General features: G+C 37.2%; 16 protein-coding genes. 10 read left to right on the top strand and 6 right to left on the bottom strand.

Translation table 11 applies throughout. The features are described 5' to 3' along the window. Positions 1-433: 433 nt before the first annotated feature. Positions 434-1,030, bottom strand: a complete 597-nt coding sequence (locus BN1082_RS01550; RefSeq protein WP_090633082.1) for a DUF1232 domain-containing protein — start codon at positions 1,028-1,030, stop codon at positions 434-436. Positions 1,031-1,434: 404 nt separating this feature from the next. Between BN1082_RS01550 and BN1082_RS01545 the strand changes: the two genes are divergently transcribed. The 3 genes from BN1082_RS01545 to BN1082_RS01535 all read left to right on the top strand — a co-directional run bounded on the left by BN1082_RS01545 (position 1,435) and on the right by BN1082_RS01535 (position 5,277). After that, the gene (locus BN1082_RS01545) at positions 1,435-1,683 is read left to right on the top strand and encodes a DUF3973 domain-containing protein (RefSeq protein ID WP_245640275.1); all 249 of its coding nucleotides are present in this window, start codon (positions 1,435-1,437) and stop codon (positions 1,681-1,683) included. A 601-nt stretch (positions 1,684-2,284) separates the two neighbouring features. Then, positions 2,285-3,613, top strand: coding sequence for an NRAMP family divalent metal transporter (locus tag BN1082_RS01540; protein WP_090629908.1), 1,329 nt, complete (start codon positions 2,285-2,287; stop codon positions 3,611-3,613). Positions 3,614-3,957: 344 nt separating this feature from the next. After that, entirely contained in the window at positions 3,958-5,277 is a 1,320-nt protein-coding gene (locus BN1082_RS01535) for a GntP family permease (protein ID WP_090629906.1), read from the top strand. A gap of 81 nt (positions 5,278-5,358) precedes the next feature. Here the strand turns inward: BN1082_RS01535 and BN1082_RS01530 are convergent, their stop codons facing one another. Then, positions 5,359-6,159 carry a MurR/RpiR family transcriptional regulator gene (locus BN1082_RS01530; RefSeq protein WP_090629903.1) on the bottom strand — a complete coding sequence of 267 codons (801 nt, stop codon included), beginning with the start codon at positions 6,157-6,159 and terminating at the stop codon, positions 5,359-5,361. 265 nt (positions 6,160-6,424) lie between these two features. Between BN1082_RS01530 and gntK the strand changes: the two genes are divergently transcribed. Beyond that, positions 6,425-7,963, top strand: coding sequence for a gluconokinase (gene gntK, locus BN1082_RS01525; protein WP_090629900.1), 1,539 nt, complete (start codon positions 6,425-6,427; stop codon positions 7,961-7,963). A 99-nt stretch (positions 7,964-8,062) separates the two neighbouring features. On the opposite strand, the gene BN1082_RS01520 is transcribed toward gntK, so the two are convergent. Both BN1082_RS01520 and BN1082_RS01515 read right to left on the bottom strand, forming a co-directional pair. Continuing rightward, complete coding sequence (locus tag BN1082_RS01520) at positions 8,063-8,218, bottom strand: type II toxin-antitoxin system antitoxin (protein WP_090629898.1); 156 nt, start codon at positions 8,216-8,218, stop codon at positions 8,063-8,065. Positions 8,219-8,231: 13 nt separating this feature from the next. Next, positions 8,232-9,092: an SPFH domain-containing protein gene (locus BN1082_RS01515; protein ID WP_090629895.1), complete on the bottom strand. Its 861-nt coding sequence runs from the start codon at positions 9,090-9,092 to the stop codon at positions 8,232-8,234. A gap of 845 nt (positions 9,093-9,937) precedes the next feature. On the opposite strand from BN1082_RS01515, the gene BN1082_RS01510 reads away from it, so the two are divergent. After that, complete coding sequence (locus tag BN1082_RS01510) at positions 9,938-10,303, top strand: efflux RND transporter permease subunit (RefSeq protein WP_425412091.1); 366 nt, start codon at positions 9,938-9,940, stop codon at positions 10,301-10,303. A 180-nt stretch (positions 10,304-10,483) separates the two neighbouring features. Here BN1082_RS01510 and BN1082_RS27235 read toward each other — a convergent pair whose 3' ends face one another. Further along, complete coding sequence (locus tag BN1082_RS27235) at positions 10,484-10,654, bottom strand: hypothetical protein (RefSeq protein ID WP_176699593.1); 171 nt, start codon at positions 10,652-10,654, stop codon at positions 10,484-10,486. 620 nt (positions 10,655-11,274) lie between these two features. Here BN1082_RS27235 and BN1082_RS01505 point away from each other — a divergent pair. From BN1082_RS01505 to BN1082_RS01485, 5 genes are all read left to right on the top strand, one after another. Further along, positions 11,275-12,003, top strand: coding sequence for an amino acid ABC transporter ATP-binding protein (locus tag BN1082_RS01505; protein ID WP_090629893.1), 729 nt, complete (start codon positions 11,275-11,277; stop codon positions 12,001-12,003). An 18-nt stretch (positions 12,004-12,021) separates the two neighbouring features. Next, positions 12,022-12,837 carry a transporter substrate-binding domain-containing protein gene (locus BN1082_RS01500; protein WP_090629890.1) on the top strand — a complete coding sequence of 272 codons (816 nt, stop codon included), beginning with the start codon at positions 12,022-12,024 and terminating at the stop codon, positions 12,835-12,837. A 71-nt stretch (positions 12,838-12,908) separates the two neighbouring features. Next, positions 12,909-13,562 carry an amino acid ABC transporter permease gene (locus BN1082_RS01495; protein ID WP_090629887.1) on the top strand — a complete coding sequence of 218 codons (654 nt, stop codon included), beginning with the start codon at positions 12,909-12,911 and terminating at the stop codon, positions 13,560-13,562. Between the two features lie 11 nt (positions 13,563-13,573). Further along, positions 13,574-14,224 (top strand): amino acid ABC transporter permease, encoded by a 651-nt coding sequence (locus BN1082_RS01490; protein ID WP_090629885.1) that lies wholly within the window; start codon positions 13,574-13,576, stop codon positions 14,222-14,224. Between the two features lie 467 nt (positions 14,225-14,691). After that, positions 14,692-14,898 carry a cupin domain-containing protein gene (locus tag BN1082_RS01485; RefSeq protein ID WP_176699618.1) on the top strand — a complete coding sequence of 69 codons (207 nt, stop codon included), beginning with the start codon at positions 14,692-14,694 and terminating at the stop codon, positions 14,896-14,898. 920 nt (positions 14,899-15,818) lie between these two features. Here BN1082_RS01485 and gad read toward each other — a convergent pair. Continuing rightward, on the bottom strand, positions 15,819-17,231 hold the full coding sequence (gad, locus tag BN1082_RS01480) for a glutamate decarboxylase (protein ID WP_090629882.1): 1,413 nt from the start codon (positions 17,229-17,231) through the stop codon (positions 15,819-15,821). Positions 17,232-17,270 lie beyond the last annotated feature (39 nt).

The following is a 17,270-nucleotide window of genomic DNA, read 5'->3' as shown; positions in this document are numbered from 1 at the left end:
GACAACTTATTTTATCCCAACTATTAGAGTGATTACTGATAATAATGACGAAAAGGAGCCCGAACAGTTCAGGCTCCTTTTCGTTATTAGCGAATTATGGTTTTCCGAATATCAATAGTATTTCCATTAAAGGCATTACCGTTATAAATTCATGCCGAAGATCATTTCCACGGTATACCATTGTCATAATAAAAGATCAAATAGGCAATATTATGTATGGCATATCTAGGTAATAGAGAATGAATACGATAAGTGCGGGAATCAAACAAAAGAAATAACGAAAAAGAAGAAAGTTGGTGAGATAAAAGATGTTCCGTCCACAATTAATTCCTATCTTGTCAATCTAGAAGGTTGACCCTGCCATTGCAAAATAGTTTGCGTTTCCAATCAGTCTTCTATTTACCTATTTTTAGGGTTTAATAGCTCTACATATTTATTTTGCAAGACGGTTTAACACAAGTTGTACGGCAATTGTATCGTCCAAATAACCAATTGGATAAATATAATCAGGGATAACGTCTGTAGATAAAATAAAATATAACAACGCACTTCCAATTATGGCCCGTTCAGAACTTAAAGATGTAGGGTCACAATATTGATTATACAATTGCTTTAACTGTTCTATAAATGGTCCCACACTACCTACTTGCTCTATTTTCTTCGTAAAATCCTCAAATATAATCCGATGTCCCTCTTCTGTTTGTGCATATTGTTCGAACTTGGCTAATTCATTTTCGACATGAGCCAAGGTAAATTGTGTATCAACAAGTTTAAAAGATTGAAGGATTTCTTGAAGGGTATCAACTGAGTATTGAATATCTGATTTTAATTCTTCTTGTCCTCCACCCATATCATAACCAGCAGCAACAACTAATTTTTCAAGTGGAGTGTTTAGGTGATAAGCAAATTGTTGTAGGTGATTCAATTTAGCTTTTTGTTTACCATTTACAATTCGTGAGATGGTTGCAGTATCGATTCCAGTCAATACGCTAAGTTTACGCATAGACAGCGAATGTTTCTTTAATAACATTTTTAACAGTAAACCAAGATTGTGATCTTTATTTTTCTCAAGCACCCTTGTTCACCCCTTTCTAATTACTATTAGTTCAATTTGTTTGAGTTTTATCAACAATATATGCAAGGGGTAAGCAAATCTCCTCAGCATTTTGTATTAATAAACGGACATTTTTTGTTGAAAAGGTATTGAAATAAAAATATATTGTTTTATTTTCAACACGTGTTAATAGCCTACGCACATTCCTCAACACAAGAATACAGTGATGTTGAAGAAAAAATAACGAGTGTTGAGAAAAGATCAACGAAACATAGATGATAAAGTCGTTTTGTCAAACAAATTATCATAGGGGTAAATGGAGATATCATCTATTTTCAACATAGTGTGATCTGAACAAATACGATTAATTAAGGAAGTGAATGGAAATGTATTATTGTGTTGAATGTTCCAAACTTCACAATATAAGTGGTGTTGAAGGTGAGATTTTTGAGAATGGATTTTATATCGACCCATTCTTAGTAAAAAAAATTCATTTAGGGATGTGTGGTGGTATCGACAATATAGGAAGTAATAAGAGAAAAACAACGGAAACTACAATTCCGAGTGGATTGCTTAAATTAGAAAGAATGATAGATGAAGACCTATCCATCATGATTAATGAAAAATAGCAACAATTTCATGGAAAAACTAATAAAGGAGAGAAAAAATGGTGAATAGGATAAAATCGGGAAAACCAAGAGATAAAACGTCTTTATTTGTACGCAAATTCCAATTCGGTTATAAGATGTTTTGGGTTGTTATATTGGCTAAATCTGCTTCAAAATATGTCTGCTAAATTAAGATTGTTATAGGAAAAAGTCTTCCTGAGTTAGGTTGAGAGAGGATGTTTGCGAATATAAAAGCTGTTCCTTCTTAATCGTACTATATTCTATTTTAGATGTTGGATGTGTTAAAGGTCATTGTTGATTTTTGAAACTATGTTGATTGGAGAGGAAGGCGCGAGACTCTTCGAAAATACTATCGCATTTCCTTCGTGCGTGGGCGCGGATTCAAGGATGTAATTCAATGTCCTGCGAGATTACGGGGCAGGGGAGCCCGCGGAAGCTCGCTTCTTGAGCGCAAATCAACAGGCAAGTTTAACACAGCTTAGATGTTAAAAAGTGTTGCTTTATTCTCAATACGTGACAATATCCCATGCACATTCTTCAACACCTAGAAATAAAGTAGAAATGAATTAAAAATAAAATGATGTTTGGGACGTGAAAATATATGAGTGAAATACAGTCAACATCAGTCACTTCAGAAGTAAGTAAATCTAAGTTTCAATCTATTGTGACAAAAAATAAAACAGGATGGAAACGCCGCTTACTAGTCATTTGGGCTCTTGCGGGACCAGGTATAATCGCTGCAATGGCTGATAACGATGCAGGAGGAGTTATTTCTTACGCTGTTACAGGGGCACAATTTGGGATCGGGCTATTTATTCCTTTAGTGATTTGCCTCGCACCTCTGACCTATACAATACAAGAGATGAGCATGCGCCTTAGTGCTGTAACTCAAGAAGGCTTTTCAAGATTGGCCTTACAACGTTACGGGAAATTCTGGGGTTACTATCACATTAGTACTCTTGCTTTTGAAAATCTACTAACACTGATTACCGAATTCATTGGGATGACGGCGGGACTAGTATTGTTAGGTATTCCACTTTTGCTCAGTACCTTGATTTGTTTAGTGCTTATCGTTGCTTTCGTTGTATTTACCGGATACTGGACAAAAGAAAGAATCGCGCTGTTTGTAGGACTGCTCAACGTTATCTTTTTAGTGGTTGCAGGTATGACGCATCCAAGTTTTGCAGCGATCGGGCATGCTTTTTCATCTTGGAATGTTCCTCATCTACTACAAGGCGGTGTAATTTGGTATGTGATCGCAACGATCGGGAATGCGATCGCCCCTTGGATGATCTTCTTTCAAGGAAGTGGAACGATTGATAAGGGAGTTACAGCACAAGAAATGCGTTTAAGCCGAATTGACACAGCAATTGGCTGTATCATTCAGGTTATTATCGCAGCTGGTATTATTCTCTGTGGTGCGGCACTCTTTGGACACGTAGAAAATATTGATGGTGCAGGTCCATCCGACATCATCACTTCACTTGATCACGTAGTAGGGAGGTGGCCAGCAATCCTCTTTGGGCTGGGGTTGTTCAATGCAGGCTTCTTGGCATCCATTACAATATCCCTGTCTTCTTCCTGGAGCATCGCTGAATTATTTGGATGGTCTAAAAGCCTCAATGATAAGATTTGGGAGGCACCGAAATTTTACGCTATCTATATCGGCAGTCTAGTCATTGCAGCATTCGCCATTTTGATACCCAATTTGCCCTTAAACTTCATCTCAGTCATTACTCAGGTTATCGGTGGTATCCTTATGGCACCACTACTTATTTTCTTGGTATTAATGACGAGTGACAAAAAATTGATGGGAGAATACAGAAGCAAGTTATTCGGTAGAATATGGGGATGGACTATGGTTGCCTTGCTAATAGGGCTGACTATCGCTACTTTTTGGCAGACGTTCACTAATTTTTTAGGGAATTAAATCAAATCATATAAACAAAGGAGCTGTCGTTGGCAGCTCCTTTGTTTATGATAGTTTATCTTCATTTCATTTTTGGCAAACACCAAACAGTTTTTTTTAACCAAAATAAAAAAACCTGAATGTGATAATTCGTGAAAAAAAATTTATTTTCTTTATGTAAATATATTGATAAAAGAAATTTTTTTTCATATAATTTAACTATACTTTGAAAGTGCTTTCATCTATTATTTCTAAATATGGGAAGTCCTACTATAGGAATGTACTTTTTTTATTTGGGAAAATAGACAGACTGTCTTAAACTATTTTGAGAGGGCTTTCACCAAAAGGGGAAGGTGAATAATTTTATGTATCACTTAATTATTACTCTATTAGCAATTATTATCGTCATATTAGGAGTTTCGTGGTTTAAATGGCATGCTTTTATAAGCTTGACAGTAGCAAGTTTATTCCTAGCTATTTTTTCTGGGTTATCATTGGATAAAATTGTTGGTGCATATGAAACGGGAGTCGGTGGGGTTTTAGGCCATCTCGTTGGAATATTAGCATTGGGAACCATCTTAGGTAAGATGATGGCGGAATCTGGTGCGGGGTTACAAGTTGCAAATTTCTTTGTAAAAACCTTTGGTGTCAAAAGGCTCCCATGGGCCATGATGATGGCTGGTTTTATAATCGGTCTTCCTGTATTTTTTGAAGTAGGTATTTTAATTGTCCTGCCTTTAGTAATCTCGCTTCAAAAAACAACTAAACAAAACATTTTACTAATCGCATTACCGGCAATCGCAGGCTTATCGATTGTTCATGGTTTAGTACCGCCACATCCTGGGGCAATTGCCGCAATCGGAATCTATAAAGCTAACTTAGGGAAAGTTCTTTTGTACTCTATTATTATTGCTATTCCGTCTGTAATAATCGCTGGTCCATTATTTGCTAAATGGATTCATAAACGTGTCATTCCTGAAGGGGAACCTCAGTTAATCAAAATTAATATGTCAGCAAAAAAAATGCCGGGGACAGGAATATCATTTTTTATTATTTTACTTCCAGTTATCTTAATGATTTTTTCAGCCATCGCACCTTATACGGCTTTTCCAGATAGTGCAAAAAAATTATTTGTATTTATTGGAAGTCCACTTATTGCACTTCTCATTTCGTGCTTTGCAGCCTTTTATTTTCTTGGTATTCGTCAAGGTATTGATAAAAAAGGTATTAAAAGTCTTGTCGAGGAATCCATTCTTCCTGTCGGATCCATCATTTTAATTATCGGTGCCGGCGGTGGGTTTAAACAAATTTTGATTGCTAGTGGTGTAGCTACAACAATTGCGGATATATCACAACATTTGTCTTTATCACCACTTGTTTTAGCTTTTTGTATTGCTGGATTAATTCGGATTGCCACAGGCTCTGCTACAGTGGCTTTAACGACAGCTGCAGGAATCGTTGCACCTATCGTTCAACATATGTCAGGTGTAAACTTGGAGTTGCTTGTAATTGTTACAGGAGCAGGATCATTAATGTGCTCACATGTTAATGATGCAGGCTTCTGGATGGTTAAAGAATACCTAGGCTTAAGCGTAAAAGAAACATTTAAAACGTGGACTGTATTGGAAACAATTCTATCCTTTGTTGCATTTGGTTTGGCTTTAATCCTCAATATGTTTGTGTAAATAATAGAACTCCCTCATGAACATGAGGGAGTTCTTATGTATTGTCATTCCTAAATGGTAAAATGGATTTCAGTTGATTATTTATAAAGATTTTTTATTTTTTTGATGGATAATATTTAAACATAATGCATCGATCAAGCAAATTTGGGCAATGTATGAGGAATACTCTGCAGGTGAATATTCTGTCCCTTCAGCATCGGTAAAAAGAGCAATATCCACGTTTAAACTAATGGGTGATTTAGGAAAAGCAGTAATCCCAATCGTTTTGGCACCGGTTTCATTTGCAGCTTTTAAAATATTTAATGTTTCTTTGTTTGATCCAGAGTAGGATATGAAAAGTGCAAGATCATCCTTTGTTAATTGTGAGGCAGACATTAATTGAGAATGGGTGTCAATAAAGGAAAAAGCCCTTATTCCAACACTCTTAAACTTTTGGACGGTTCCCATAGCGATCATCGCTGATCCACAAGTTCCGTAAATTTCGACTCGTTTGGCATCGAGAATACTATCAATTGCTTTTTTTATAGAATGGCTGTCAATCATTTGAAGAGTATTTTGCAATGTTTTTATATTGGCACTAAAAATTTTTTCAGTAAGTGTCTTTTCGCTATCTTTGGGGATTGGCCCATCTTGGATGGTCCGATTTTGGAGCATTAATTCGGATGCTAGAGCAATTTTCATTGCTTGAAAGCCTTTAAAACCAATCCGCTTAGAAAATCGAAATACCGTTGCATCTGCTATATTTAAATCATTTGCAACTTCATTAATGGCCTGGTGTATAACCAATTCAGGCTTCTCTAAAATATAATCAGCAATTTTTTTTTCTTTTTCGCTAAATTTATGGTAAGAAGAACGAATGGTTCCTAAGCAATTAAGTGGCATTCCAGACTTTCCTTTCATAATTGAACTAAATAGAGTATAGCATAAATAAGGAATGAAAAATATTTTCTTATGCAATCGTTTGCAGATTAAAAAAAATTTCGTATAATAATAGATGGATGAAAAAAAATTTCATCTAATTCAAACACAATCGGTTCCTTTTAGTAATATATAATTCAAGACCCAAGATTTATCAAAAGATTAATGAAAAAACATTTCATGTTGGATTTCATTTTAACATCATAGGGTTTTTCGAGGAGGAAGTAGTATGAAATCAAAATATGTAATTGGCGTAGATATTGGAACAACAAGTGCGAAGTCTGTTCTTTATTCTAAAGATGGAACTGTCATTTCGAATAATGGGATTGAATATCCGTTATTTTCGCCAACTCCTGAAACGGCGGAACAAAATCCGGAAGAAATATTTAATGCAGTGATCAACACTGTGAAGAAAACAATGCAAGAAAGCCAAGTTGATCCTAAAGATATTCTTTGTGTATCTTTTAGCTCTGCTATGCACAGTGTCATAGCGGTAGATAAAGAGGGAAAGCCTCTGACAGAATGCATTACATGGGCTGATAATAGAAGCTCTGATTGGGTTGAAAAAATAAAATCAGAAATGAATGGACACGAAATTTACCTGAGAACAGGAACACCCATTCATCCGATGTCCCCACTTGCAAAGTTAGTTTGGCTTCGTAATGATTATTCAGATCTTTTTTCAAAAACCTATAAATTTATTTCTATAAAAGAATATATTTTTTATAAACTCTTTGGAAAATATGTCGTTGATTTTTCAATTGCTTCTTCAACAGGCTTATTTAATATCTATTCTTTATCATGGGATGAGGAATCTCTAAAAGTTGCTGGAGTTACTCCAGATCAGTTATCGGAACCTGTTCCAACCACATATAGATTATCCGGAATGGATAAAAACTTAGCAAAAGAGATGAACTTGCTAACCTCGACACCATTTGTTGTAGGGGCAGGTGATGGCGTGTTATCTAATTTAGGTGTAGATGCCATTGAACCAGGGGTTGTAGCTGTTACAATCGGGACAAGCGGAGCGATTCGTGCGGTGGTGGACCGCCCAATAACAGATCCAAAAGGGAGAATTTTTTGCTATGCATTAACGGAAAACCATTGGGTAATTGGGGGACCTGTAAACAATGGCGGTATGATTTTTCGCTGGGCTAGGGAACAATTTGGAGAAATAGAAGCTGCGGCTGCAAAACGGTTAGGAAAAGATCCATATGACGTGTTGACTGAAATAGCTGACCGAGTAACCCCTGGAGCTGATGGATTGTTGTTTCATCCTTACTTAGCAGGTGAGAGAGCCCCTTTATGGAATTCAAATGCACGAGGCTCATTTTTTGGACTAGGGATGCATCACAAAAAAGAACACCTTATACGCGCAGTCCTCGAGGGAGTCATTTTTAATTTATACACAGTTCTCTTAGCTTTGACTGAATTGATAGGAGAGCCAAAGAAAATCCACGCAACGGGCGGTTTTGCGAGGTCTGAACTTTGGCGGCAGATGATGGCAGATATCTTTAATCAGGACGTTTATATTCCTGAAAGCTTTGAAAGTTCATGTCTAGGGGCTGCAATTTTAGGCTTATATAGCCTAGGAGAAATTGATTCGTTAAATGTTGTGTCTGAGATGGTAGGAGCCACATTCCACCATACGCCAAATAGTGAAAATGTATCGATTTATGAAGACTTAACTCCAATCTATATCCGAATTTCTAGACTTTTACAAGAGGAATATGAAAGCATCGCTGCTTTCCAGAAGAAATGGGTATAAGGATTGGTATCAAAAAGAAGATGAGAAAAAGGGAACATTGCTAGGCATTGTTCCCTTTTTCTTATGCAAACCTTAAATAGGCTGCCAAAATACGGCAGCCTATTCTTTTTTTAATCTTCCTGCTTTTTTTGCAGCATCCTTTAAGATTACTTCGATTTGGGCGTTAACACTTCTGAGTTCATCTTCCGCCCATTTTTCCAGCACTTCGTATAATTTTGGGTCGATTCGAAGCGGAAATGCTTTTCTTTTACTCATCTACTACACAACCTTAATAGATGGTTCCTGTATTGATAATTGGCTGTGTTCCTTTCTCTGAAACAATTGCGACCATTAGGTTATTGACCATCTGTGCTTTTTTCTCTTCATCTAATTCCACAATGTCTTGTTCGGTAAGCTGGTCAATTGCGGCTTTTACAAGTCCTACTGCACCGTCAACAATAACTTTACGAGCAGATAGAACAGCCTGCGCTTGTTGTCTTTGAAGCATTGCAGCAGCAATTTCTGAAGAATATGCGAGATGCATAATCCGCGCTTCAATGACATCTACTCCAGCTACATCAAGTCGTTTTTGTAAATCATAAACAAGTTTCTCTGCTATTTCATCACTATTTTGACGAAGGGTCAGTGCATTTTCAGTGTTTTCAAGCGTATCATATGCATAGTTGCTAGCAATATGACGAATACCCGTTTCACTTTGTATTTGAATAAATTTTACATAGTTTTCAACATCAAACAATGCTTTTGCAGAATCACTTACTTTATAAACAACAACGGCTGCAATTTCAATTGGATTTCCTTCTAAATCATTTACTTTTAACTTTTCGCTGTTAAAGTTCGTCACACGTAATGAAACTTTTCGTTTGAAAGTAAATGGGATGGTTGCCCATAACCCTTGTTCACGGATGACACCGAGATATGTACCAAAGAACGTTAATACTTTTGCTTCGTTCGGTTGAACAACAGTTAAACTTGTTGTAATAATAAAGCCTAAAAGTAAGACCACGATACCGGCTATTATTAAAGGAATTGATGTATCGCCAATGATTAATATGAATCCAAAAACGATACACAATAGTGCAAGGACAAGTGCTGCAAAACCGTTCATTTTAAAAATTGCTTTTTCTTTCATGTTAACCCCTCCCTATAGTAAAAGTGATATAAAAATGATATCACATTTTATCATAATGCATTTAGTATAAAAAGTAAAATATTTATTATTTTACCAACCGATAAAGAGTTATTTATGAATAAAAACCCTAGTTCCAATTTGAACTCTAGATAAATCAATCCATCTCGCTCATGTGCATGTTTACATAGATGTTTCCGTGGGCTTTGCACTGTATAAATTGATGTAGATCCCTTCTGCGTAGGGATTTTCCTGGATTTTAAGTCAAAAAATCGATGTAGAAGCTTTCTACGTAGGTGTTTCTCGAATTATTAAGCACAAACATCGATGTAGAAGCTTCTACGTAGGTGTTTCTCGAATTATTAAGCACAAACATCGATGTAGAAGCTTTCTAAGTAGGAATTTCGCCAGATTTTAAGCCCAAACATAGATGTAGAGGCCTTCTACATAGGTGTTCTACCGGATTTTAAGCACAAATTCCGATGCAGAAGACTTCTACGTAGGTGTTTCCCTGGATTTTAAGCACAAACACCGATGTAGAAGCCTACTACGTAGGCGTTACCCTGAATTTTAAGTCAAAACACTGATGTAAAAGCTTTTTACGTAGGTGTTTCCTCGGATTTTAAGCCAAAGCACCGATGTAGAAGCCTACTACATAAGGGTTTCCCTGAATTTTTATCAAAAAAGTCGACGTAGCTTCCTTTTGCGTCGCATTTTACTCCAATTACGACATATTTTCAGCTATTTATTACCTATTTTTTGATTCTTACGACATAACTCCGGACACTTACTACCTATTTTTCAAAACTTACGACATTCCCTGGATATTAATTGGAAATTCCTCAGACTTGAATGACATTATTACGGAATATCCTCCAAAGGAAGCAAAAGAACCGTCCCAGCACTTCCACCCGCGCTTCCCTACAAATCAAGCACTTGGTATGCCGGCTTTAGTTGGATTTCTGATGTTAATAGGTATTGTTATCACAAATGCGATTGTCTTGATGGAGCGAGTGAAGCAGAATGAGAAGAAGGGCATAGAGGTCAAAGCAGCCTTACTTAAAGCTGGAAAAACCCGTCTTCGTCCGATTCTCATGACGGCTCCCGCAACAATCGGTGCATTATTACCATTGGCCCTATCAAGTGAAGGTGGATTAATTTCAAGATCACTAGCGATTGTTGTTATTTCAGGGTTGTTGACTCTACTCTATTAACCTTGGTGATTGTACCGACTACTTATCATGTAATGAAATCGGTAAAAGGGCGATTCTCTAAGAAGACTACTGATAAGATAACTAAAAAGGAAACAGCGTGAGTGGGTTTAAATTAGGTATCCACAAAAATTAGGGTGTTTAGTATTATTAGACGAATTAGTATAATTCCACCTAACTAAATTAGTTGGGTGGTTTTTTGTTATCGTTTTGCACCATAAAAACGGCAAATTGAACGACTAATAGCAGAGGGAAGACCCATCCCCATTTTAGCTTTAGTTGTGCTAGTGCCATCAAGTTGCCTTTTAGAAGAAATCCTACTAAAAACGATATGATAATGCCGTCAATTACCATAGATGTTACCACCTTATGCAGAATATATAGCCAATAAAAAAGTGCAATAATTCCATTATAGTAAAATATTCCCATAATAATATAATTAAAGTTTATCAAAGAAGGCGAGGAAAAATAGGAATTATTCCCTAAATCGTTTTATTAGAAAAATGAATGTAGGAAAAAGGGCACTCTTAGATGTTTGCCAGTGAAAATAGATGTTTGGACTCTATTCATATCTAAACATTAGTGTTCATTTCAACACATTTCTCGTGGATTTGGATGGGAAGTGACGTATATATCAAGGATTACAGTCATTTTCATTAATCGTTTGGTTGAAAGGGAAATTTGTAGAGAATGGTCAAGTGATGTCTAATTATAGAGAGTAAATAAAGAGAAATTGATTAGTTAGTTATGCCTATTTTTCTCTTAATATTTCCAATAGTCTTCTGTAATAATAAGTCTTTCGATTCATTTTGAATATTCGTAAATTTCAGAATAAATGTTTACTAATTTAGAAATGAATTGTAGTATATTAATATACCATAAATTGTTTGTTTATTATAAATATTCCAAAGTTGACTTTTTTTACAATTTGGTTGGTTACATACTTATTAAAAACAACAGAGAGAAGGATTGGTATGATTCGATTTGATTCTGTAAACAAGTTTTATGGAGACTTTCATGTTCTCAAAAAAATTAATCTAGAAATTAATAAAGGTGAAGTAGTTGTTGTCATAGGTCCTTCTGGATCGGGGAAAAGTACGCTGCTTCGCTGTATTAATCGGCTGGAAACCATCTCTGATGGGGAATTAACTGTTAACGGGTTGAAGGTAAATGACATAAAAACAAATATCAATCAGTTAAGGCGAAATATCGGGATGGTATTTCAGCATTTTCACTTATATCCGCATAAAACCGTTCTTCAAAACATTACGACTGCACCTTTGATGGTATTAAAACAATCAAAAGAGGAAGCGGAGAAAGTAGCAAGATATTATCTTGAAAAAGTAGGCATACCCGATAAGGCAAACGCATATCCATCTCAATTATCAGGGGGCCAGCAGCAAAGGGTTGCGATTGCAAGGGGACTTGCCATGAATCCTGAAATTATGCTGTTTGATGAGCCTACTTCTGCTTTGGATCCTGAAATGATTGGCGAAGTGCTGGATGTTATGAAAACTCTAGCAAAGGAAGGGATGACGATGGTCGTCGTTACCCATGAAATGGGATTTGCAAAAGAAGTTGCTGATCGCATTATATTTATGGATCACGGGCAAATACTTGAACAGGGAAATCCGGCTGATTTTTACATGAATCCAAAGGAAGAAAGAACGCGCCTATTTCTCAGCCGTATATTAAATCATTAAAAACTAAGGGGGATTTATATGTTTAAGAGTAAAACAAGTAAGATTGCCGGCATTTTATTATTATCGGCTTCCATGCTTCTTTCAGCGTGCGGCAAAGGGGGAGAAAAAGAAACAGCAGGTACAGCAAAAAATGCTTTAGAACAAATTAAAGCAAAAGATAAAATTGTGATCGGTGTAAAATATGATACAAGATTATTTGGACTTAAGAACCCAGCTTCCGGCGAAGTAGAAGGTTTTGATATTGATATTTCAAAAGAGTTGGCAAAAGACATCCTTGGTGACGAGAAAAAGGTTGAGTTTAAAGAGGTTACTTCCAAAACCCGTATCCCGATGTTAAACAATGGCGATATTGATGCGATCGTTGCAACAATGACGATTTCAGAGGAACGTAAAAAAGAGGTTGATTTCTCAGATGTCTACTTTGAAGCAGGACAATCACTGCTTGTCAAAAAGGGAAGCCTGATCAAAGGACTTAAAGATTTGAAAAAGGGTACGAAGGTTCTTGCAGTTAAAGGCTCAACATCCGCAATAAATATTCGTGAAAAAGCCCCAGACGCAACTGTATTAGAATTTGAAAACTATACGGAAGCCTTCACAGCGTTAAAATCCGGTCAGGGCGATGCCTTAACAACAGATGACTCCATTCTATACGGAATGGCTGACCAAGATTCAAACTACGAGTTGGTTGGTGGTACTTTTACGGAAGAGCCATACGGAATTGCGGTTAAAAAGGGAAATAAAGAATTAGTTGACGCGATTAATAGCGCTTTAAAGAAGATGAAAGATAACGGAAAGTACGATGAAATTCACAAAAAATGGATCAAATCTCACTAACAGCTACTGATATCAGGATGGGCAGACCATGCTCATCCTGATCACTTCTTAAGAAAAGGGGGGAGATCTATATGCTTGATTTTTCAATACTGATAAATAACTTGGATACATATTTAGAAGGATTTAAGAACACAGTGCTGGCAAGTATCATTGCCCTGATAGGGAGCTTTATTATTGGTGTGATTGTAGCAGTTATGAGAATCGCACCAATTAAACCTTTAAATTGGATTGGTGGCGCATATGTTGAGTTTATCAGAAATATTCCTCTTCTAATCATAGCCTTCTTTTTTTATATCGGTCTTCCTGCAATCGGTGTAACGTTATCTGGATTTGTGGCAGGTACGATTGCCCTTGCCATTTATACGGCTTCATTTATTGCGGAAGCGATTCGAGCTGGAATACAATCTGTACCGAAAGGACAAATGGAGGCAGCAAGATCATCAGGTCTCACCTATTTGCAGGCGATGTGGATAATTATTTTGCCTCAAGCGATAAAAATAGTTATTCCTCCAATTGGCAACCAGTTTATTAATCTTGTAAAAAACTCCGCTATTTTAGGAATGATTGCTGGTTTAGATTTAATGTACTTCGGTGATCTTGTATCCTCCCATACATTCGTTACATTTGATGTATATATTTTTGTAGGGATGTTTTATCTTGTGTTAACAATACCATTAAGTCTGGGCGTAGGTTATCTGGAAAAACGCTTGGCTAGAAGCCATTAAGGAGGGGAATTATGGATATTGCAGGAGCTCTCTCAGTCGATCATTTAAAATTCCTCGCTGATGGTTTTAAGGTGACGCTTTACATTGCATTTGTTTCTATTGTACTAAGCTTTATTATTGGAATCGTGTTAGGGACCTTACGATATGCAAAAATTCCGTTCCTATCGAAGGTCGTGGCACTGATTGTTGAAACGATTCGGAATCTGCCGCTGTTGCTTATTATTTTCTTTACCTTTTTTGCCCTGCCGGAAGTAGGAATTAAGCCAAGCATCACGGTTGCGGCGATATCGGCATTGACTGTATTTGAATCAGTGATGCTGGCTGAGATTGTAAGAAGCGGCTTGAATTCAATTGATAAAGGACAAATTGAAGCTGCCCGGTCATCAGGGTTAACGTATACCCAGACATTATGGCATATTGTCATGCCGCAAGCCCTAAGGCGAATGGTTCCACCGATTGTCAGCCAATTTATCTCTTTATTAAAGGATACTTCACTGTGCGTGATTATTGCTTTACCGGAATTCATGCATAATGCCCAAATCCTCTATGCCCAAAACGTTAATTACATTGTTCCAATCTTTATTGTAGTTGCTTTAATGTACTTTATTGTTAACTATTGCTTGTCATTAATTGCTCGCAGACTTGAAAGCAGGCAAGTATAAAGGAAGCAAGGTGACGGTTCTTAAATGGACGAGATCGGAAGTTTTGTGCGGAAAAAGGCACAGCTAGTGGACGGCAGCTAGTTGTGCCTTAGTTCTGTTTCTGCCCTCTTACCGATCAAATACAGCGAATCACTGCCCGATAAGCCTGACTTTTTTCAATAGATTTATGCCAATCTACTATTTTTGAATTGTTGGGTTTTACCTGCTAGATACACCCCTTACTACGACAAATTTCTTTTCCGATTGGCATTAATAATCCTTATTAATCGGCACTTTAACGCAATATTAATCAATCGATTGATTAGTATAGTATACAAGGAATTAAGTCGAATGGATGTCGCTTAATGGAACTAGTAAATGATTTTTCATAAAAAACAGAATGTCAAATACTTACAACTCGAAAAGGGATTATAATAATTTTAGGGAGTTTAACGATTATCACGTTTGTAGAGTCTGAATTTTTCTAAGTGTACAAGTGGGATGTAAAGGGGAAAGCTGTTTTTTCATTTAATGAACAATATCTACTTTTAAGTGTCATCAAAGGTGATGGTATTCTTGTTCATAGTGGAGAGCAATACTCACTGAAAAAAGGAACGCATTTAATTATTCCAGTGGGATTAGGTGAATTTGAAGTAGATGGGGACTGTGAATTGATGGTTGTTTCCCATCCGTAATGATCGGAAACATTTAAAAAGGGACTTAAATGTAAATTTATGAGAACAACAAGCCTGTTGTACAAGTGGCTAGAGGAGTAGGGTTAACGAAAATACATTCAAGCGATCCTTCAGCATGTTGGATTTTGGCCATATTCTATTTTTAGCCTCTAACATTGGTTCCTTTTTAAAAGAGTAGGTTTAGAGATAACAATTGACAATCTCTTCAGGCGTTTTAATGGTTAAATTCGAGTCTTAAATCCAACCACCATTGCAAAAAAAAGATAACCTTTTTTTATAGGTCTAAAACGTGGCTATGGAATCATTCCCTACTCGGTTGGAGGCAAAATTTGTTGAAGATTAATGGGTGTTTTTTCAAGAAAACCACCCAGAGTCTAGCAAAGGGTGGTTTACGCTTGGGAAGGGTTCAGAAATTATTAATAGGATTTAATGAGAATATTGTTTTATATTTAAAAGGTAAGCGTCAAATAAGCCCCATCTGATATTCAGGTGTGGCTTATTTGGCGCTTTAATTTTTTTATTTATATAACAGATTAGTACATATCGGAGAGTTACTTAGAGTTACATCGATCACACCTTTGAAAAGAGGGTGTATACAAGTGAATTTTGATAAAAACCATTGATTTATCAAGGTTTTATCTTAAATTAAATTTAGTGGTATTAAGTTTTTAAGTTAAATTGAGTTTTTCTGCAATTTTCGACAGGGTGTGTTAACGGTTTAGGTCTCTAATAATGTTTTCCTACAAGGTGTGTAATTTTAATAAAGTCTGTAAAGTTTCCCTTTTATAAAAACAACTGGTTGTGTGCTTAGTTTGGGTTTGATTTTTTTGGAACACCTTCAAAAACAGAGCTGATACGTTAGATATTATGCAAACGTAAGATCTTGACATAATATCGCTGCTCTCTTGAAAGTTTCGACATTAATGGTGATAACCATTGTCGAATTTCGTATCATGCGGTATTGGCCCATCCAAGGAATCCAGATAGGAAACAGCTTGTTTGAAGTTCATTAAGAACAAGTGAGCTAAGTCCATGGAGAATCCATTTCGGACCACAACGCGCATAATCGTGACATCTTCCATGTCCGGTGGTAAAGGATAAGCCGGCACTTGCCAGCCAAATGTACGCAATTGGCGAGATAAGTCATAAAGATTCCAGTTTGATGTGTAGCCTTCTTTCTGTCGCCATGATAATACCGGAATATCCGTGCCGTCAGTAAATAGTTCAAAAGGTCCCATGTCATGAATGGCTTTACTGAGGAATAGCGCCACTTCCTGAGATTCCTTTTGCACCGCATAGTATCCTTCTTTGCCTAAACGCAAATAGTTATAATATTGCAGGAGTACTTGTGCACCAGGCCTGGAGAAATTCAGGGCAAACGTCGGCATGTTCCCTCCTAAATAGGAAACCCGAAAGATGAGATCCTCAGGGAGGTCCTCAGTCTCACGCCAAATGACCCATCCTATACCTGGGTAAACTAATCCATATTTATGTCCGGAAACATTGATGGACTTCACCCTGGTCAACTGAAAATCCCAGACTAAGTCCGGCTGAAGGAACGGTGCAATAAATCCTCCTGAAGCAGCATCTACATGTATTGGAATGTCAATTTCCGTTCTGGCCTGAAACTCATCTAAGGCTTTCGCAATAGCGGCGACCGGTTCGTAAAGGCCTGTGTAGGTCACCCCAAGAACCGGCACTACACCGATTGTATTTTCATCCACGACAGCGAGTACCCCCTCGGGATCCAGATAAGGATGTTCCGGGTTTATATTCACATAACGCGGCTCAACGTCCCAATAGTTTGCGAATTTTTCCCACACGACCTGAACAGCGGAACTAAATACAATATTTGGCCGGTCAATCGGCTTCCCTTGTTTCTTACGCGCGTTCTGCCAGCGCCTCTTTAACGCAAGACCCCCGAGCATACACGCTTCCGACGATCCCGTTGTCGAAACACCTGCCGTATTTTGCGGGGAGGGCGAATGCCATAGATCGGCTAAAATTCGAACACACCTTTCCTCTATCGCCGCTGTCTGCGGGTATTCGTCCTTATCAATCATGTTCTTTTCGACTGATTTGGCATATAGCCGATCTGCGAAGGGTTCCATCCAAGTAGTAACGAATGTTGCCAGATTGAGACGGGCATTGCCATCCAGAGCAATTTCATCGTGGATAATTTGATACGCAGTTTCTGGTAACATACCTTGTTCACGCATCCGAAAACGTGGAACGGTCTCTGCTCCTTTGCGGGAGAAGAGAGGATTTACAGAAAATTCGGTAGGCAACATCCTTTGTGTGATTTGCTCGCGGCGTGGTTGCCATTGTTTCATATACGATCAACTCCTTTTCGTAATTAGACTTCTTAAGTT

Origin of the sequence: Neobacillus massiliamazoniensis (assembly GCF_001048695.1) — a bacterium.
Taxonomy (GTDB): Bacteria; Bacillota; Bacilli; order Bacillales; family Cytobacillaceae; genus Neobacillus; species Neobacillus massiliamazoniensis.
The sequence above is the reverse complement of the archived record's forward strand: the minus strand, read 5'-3'. Positions and strand labels throughout refer to the sequence as shown.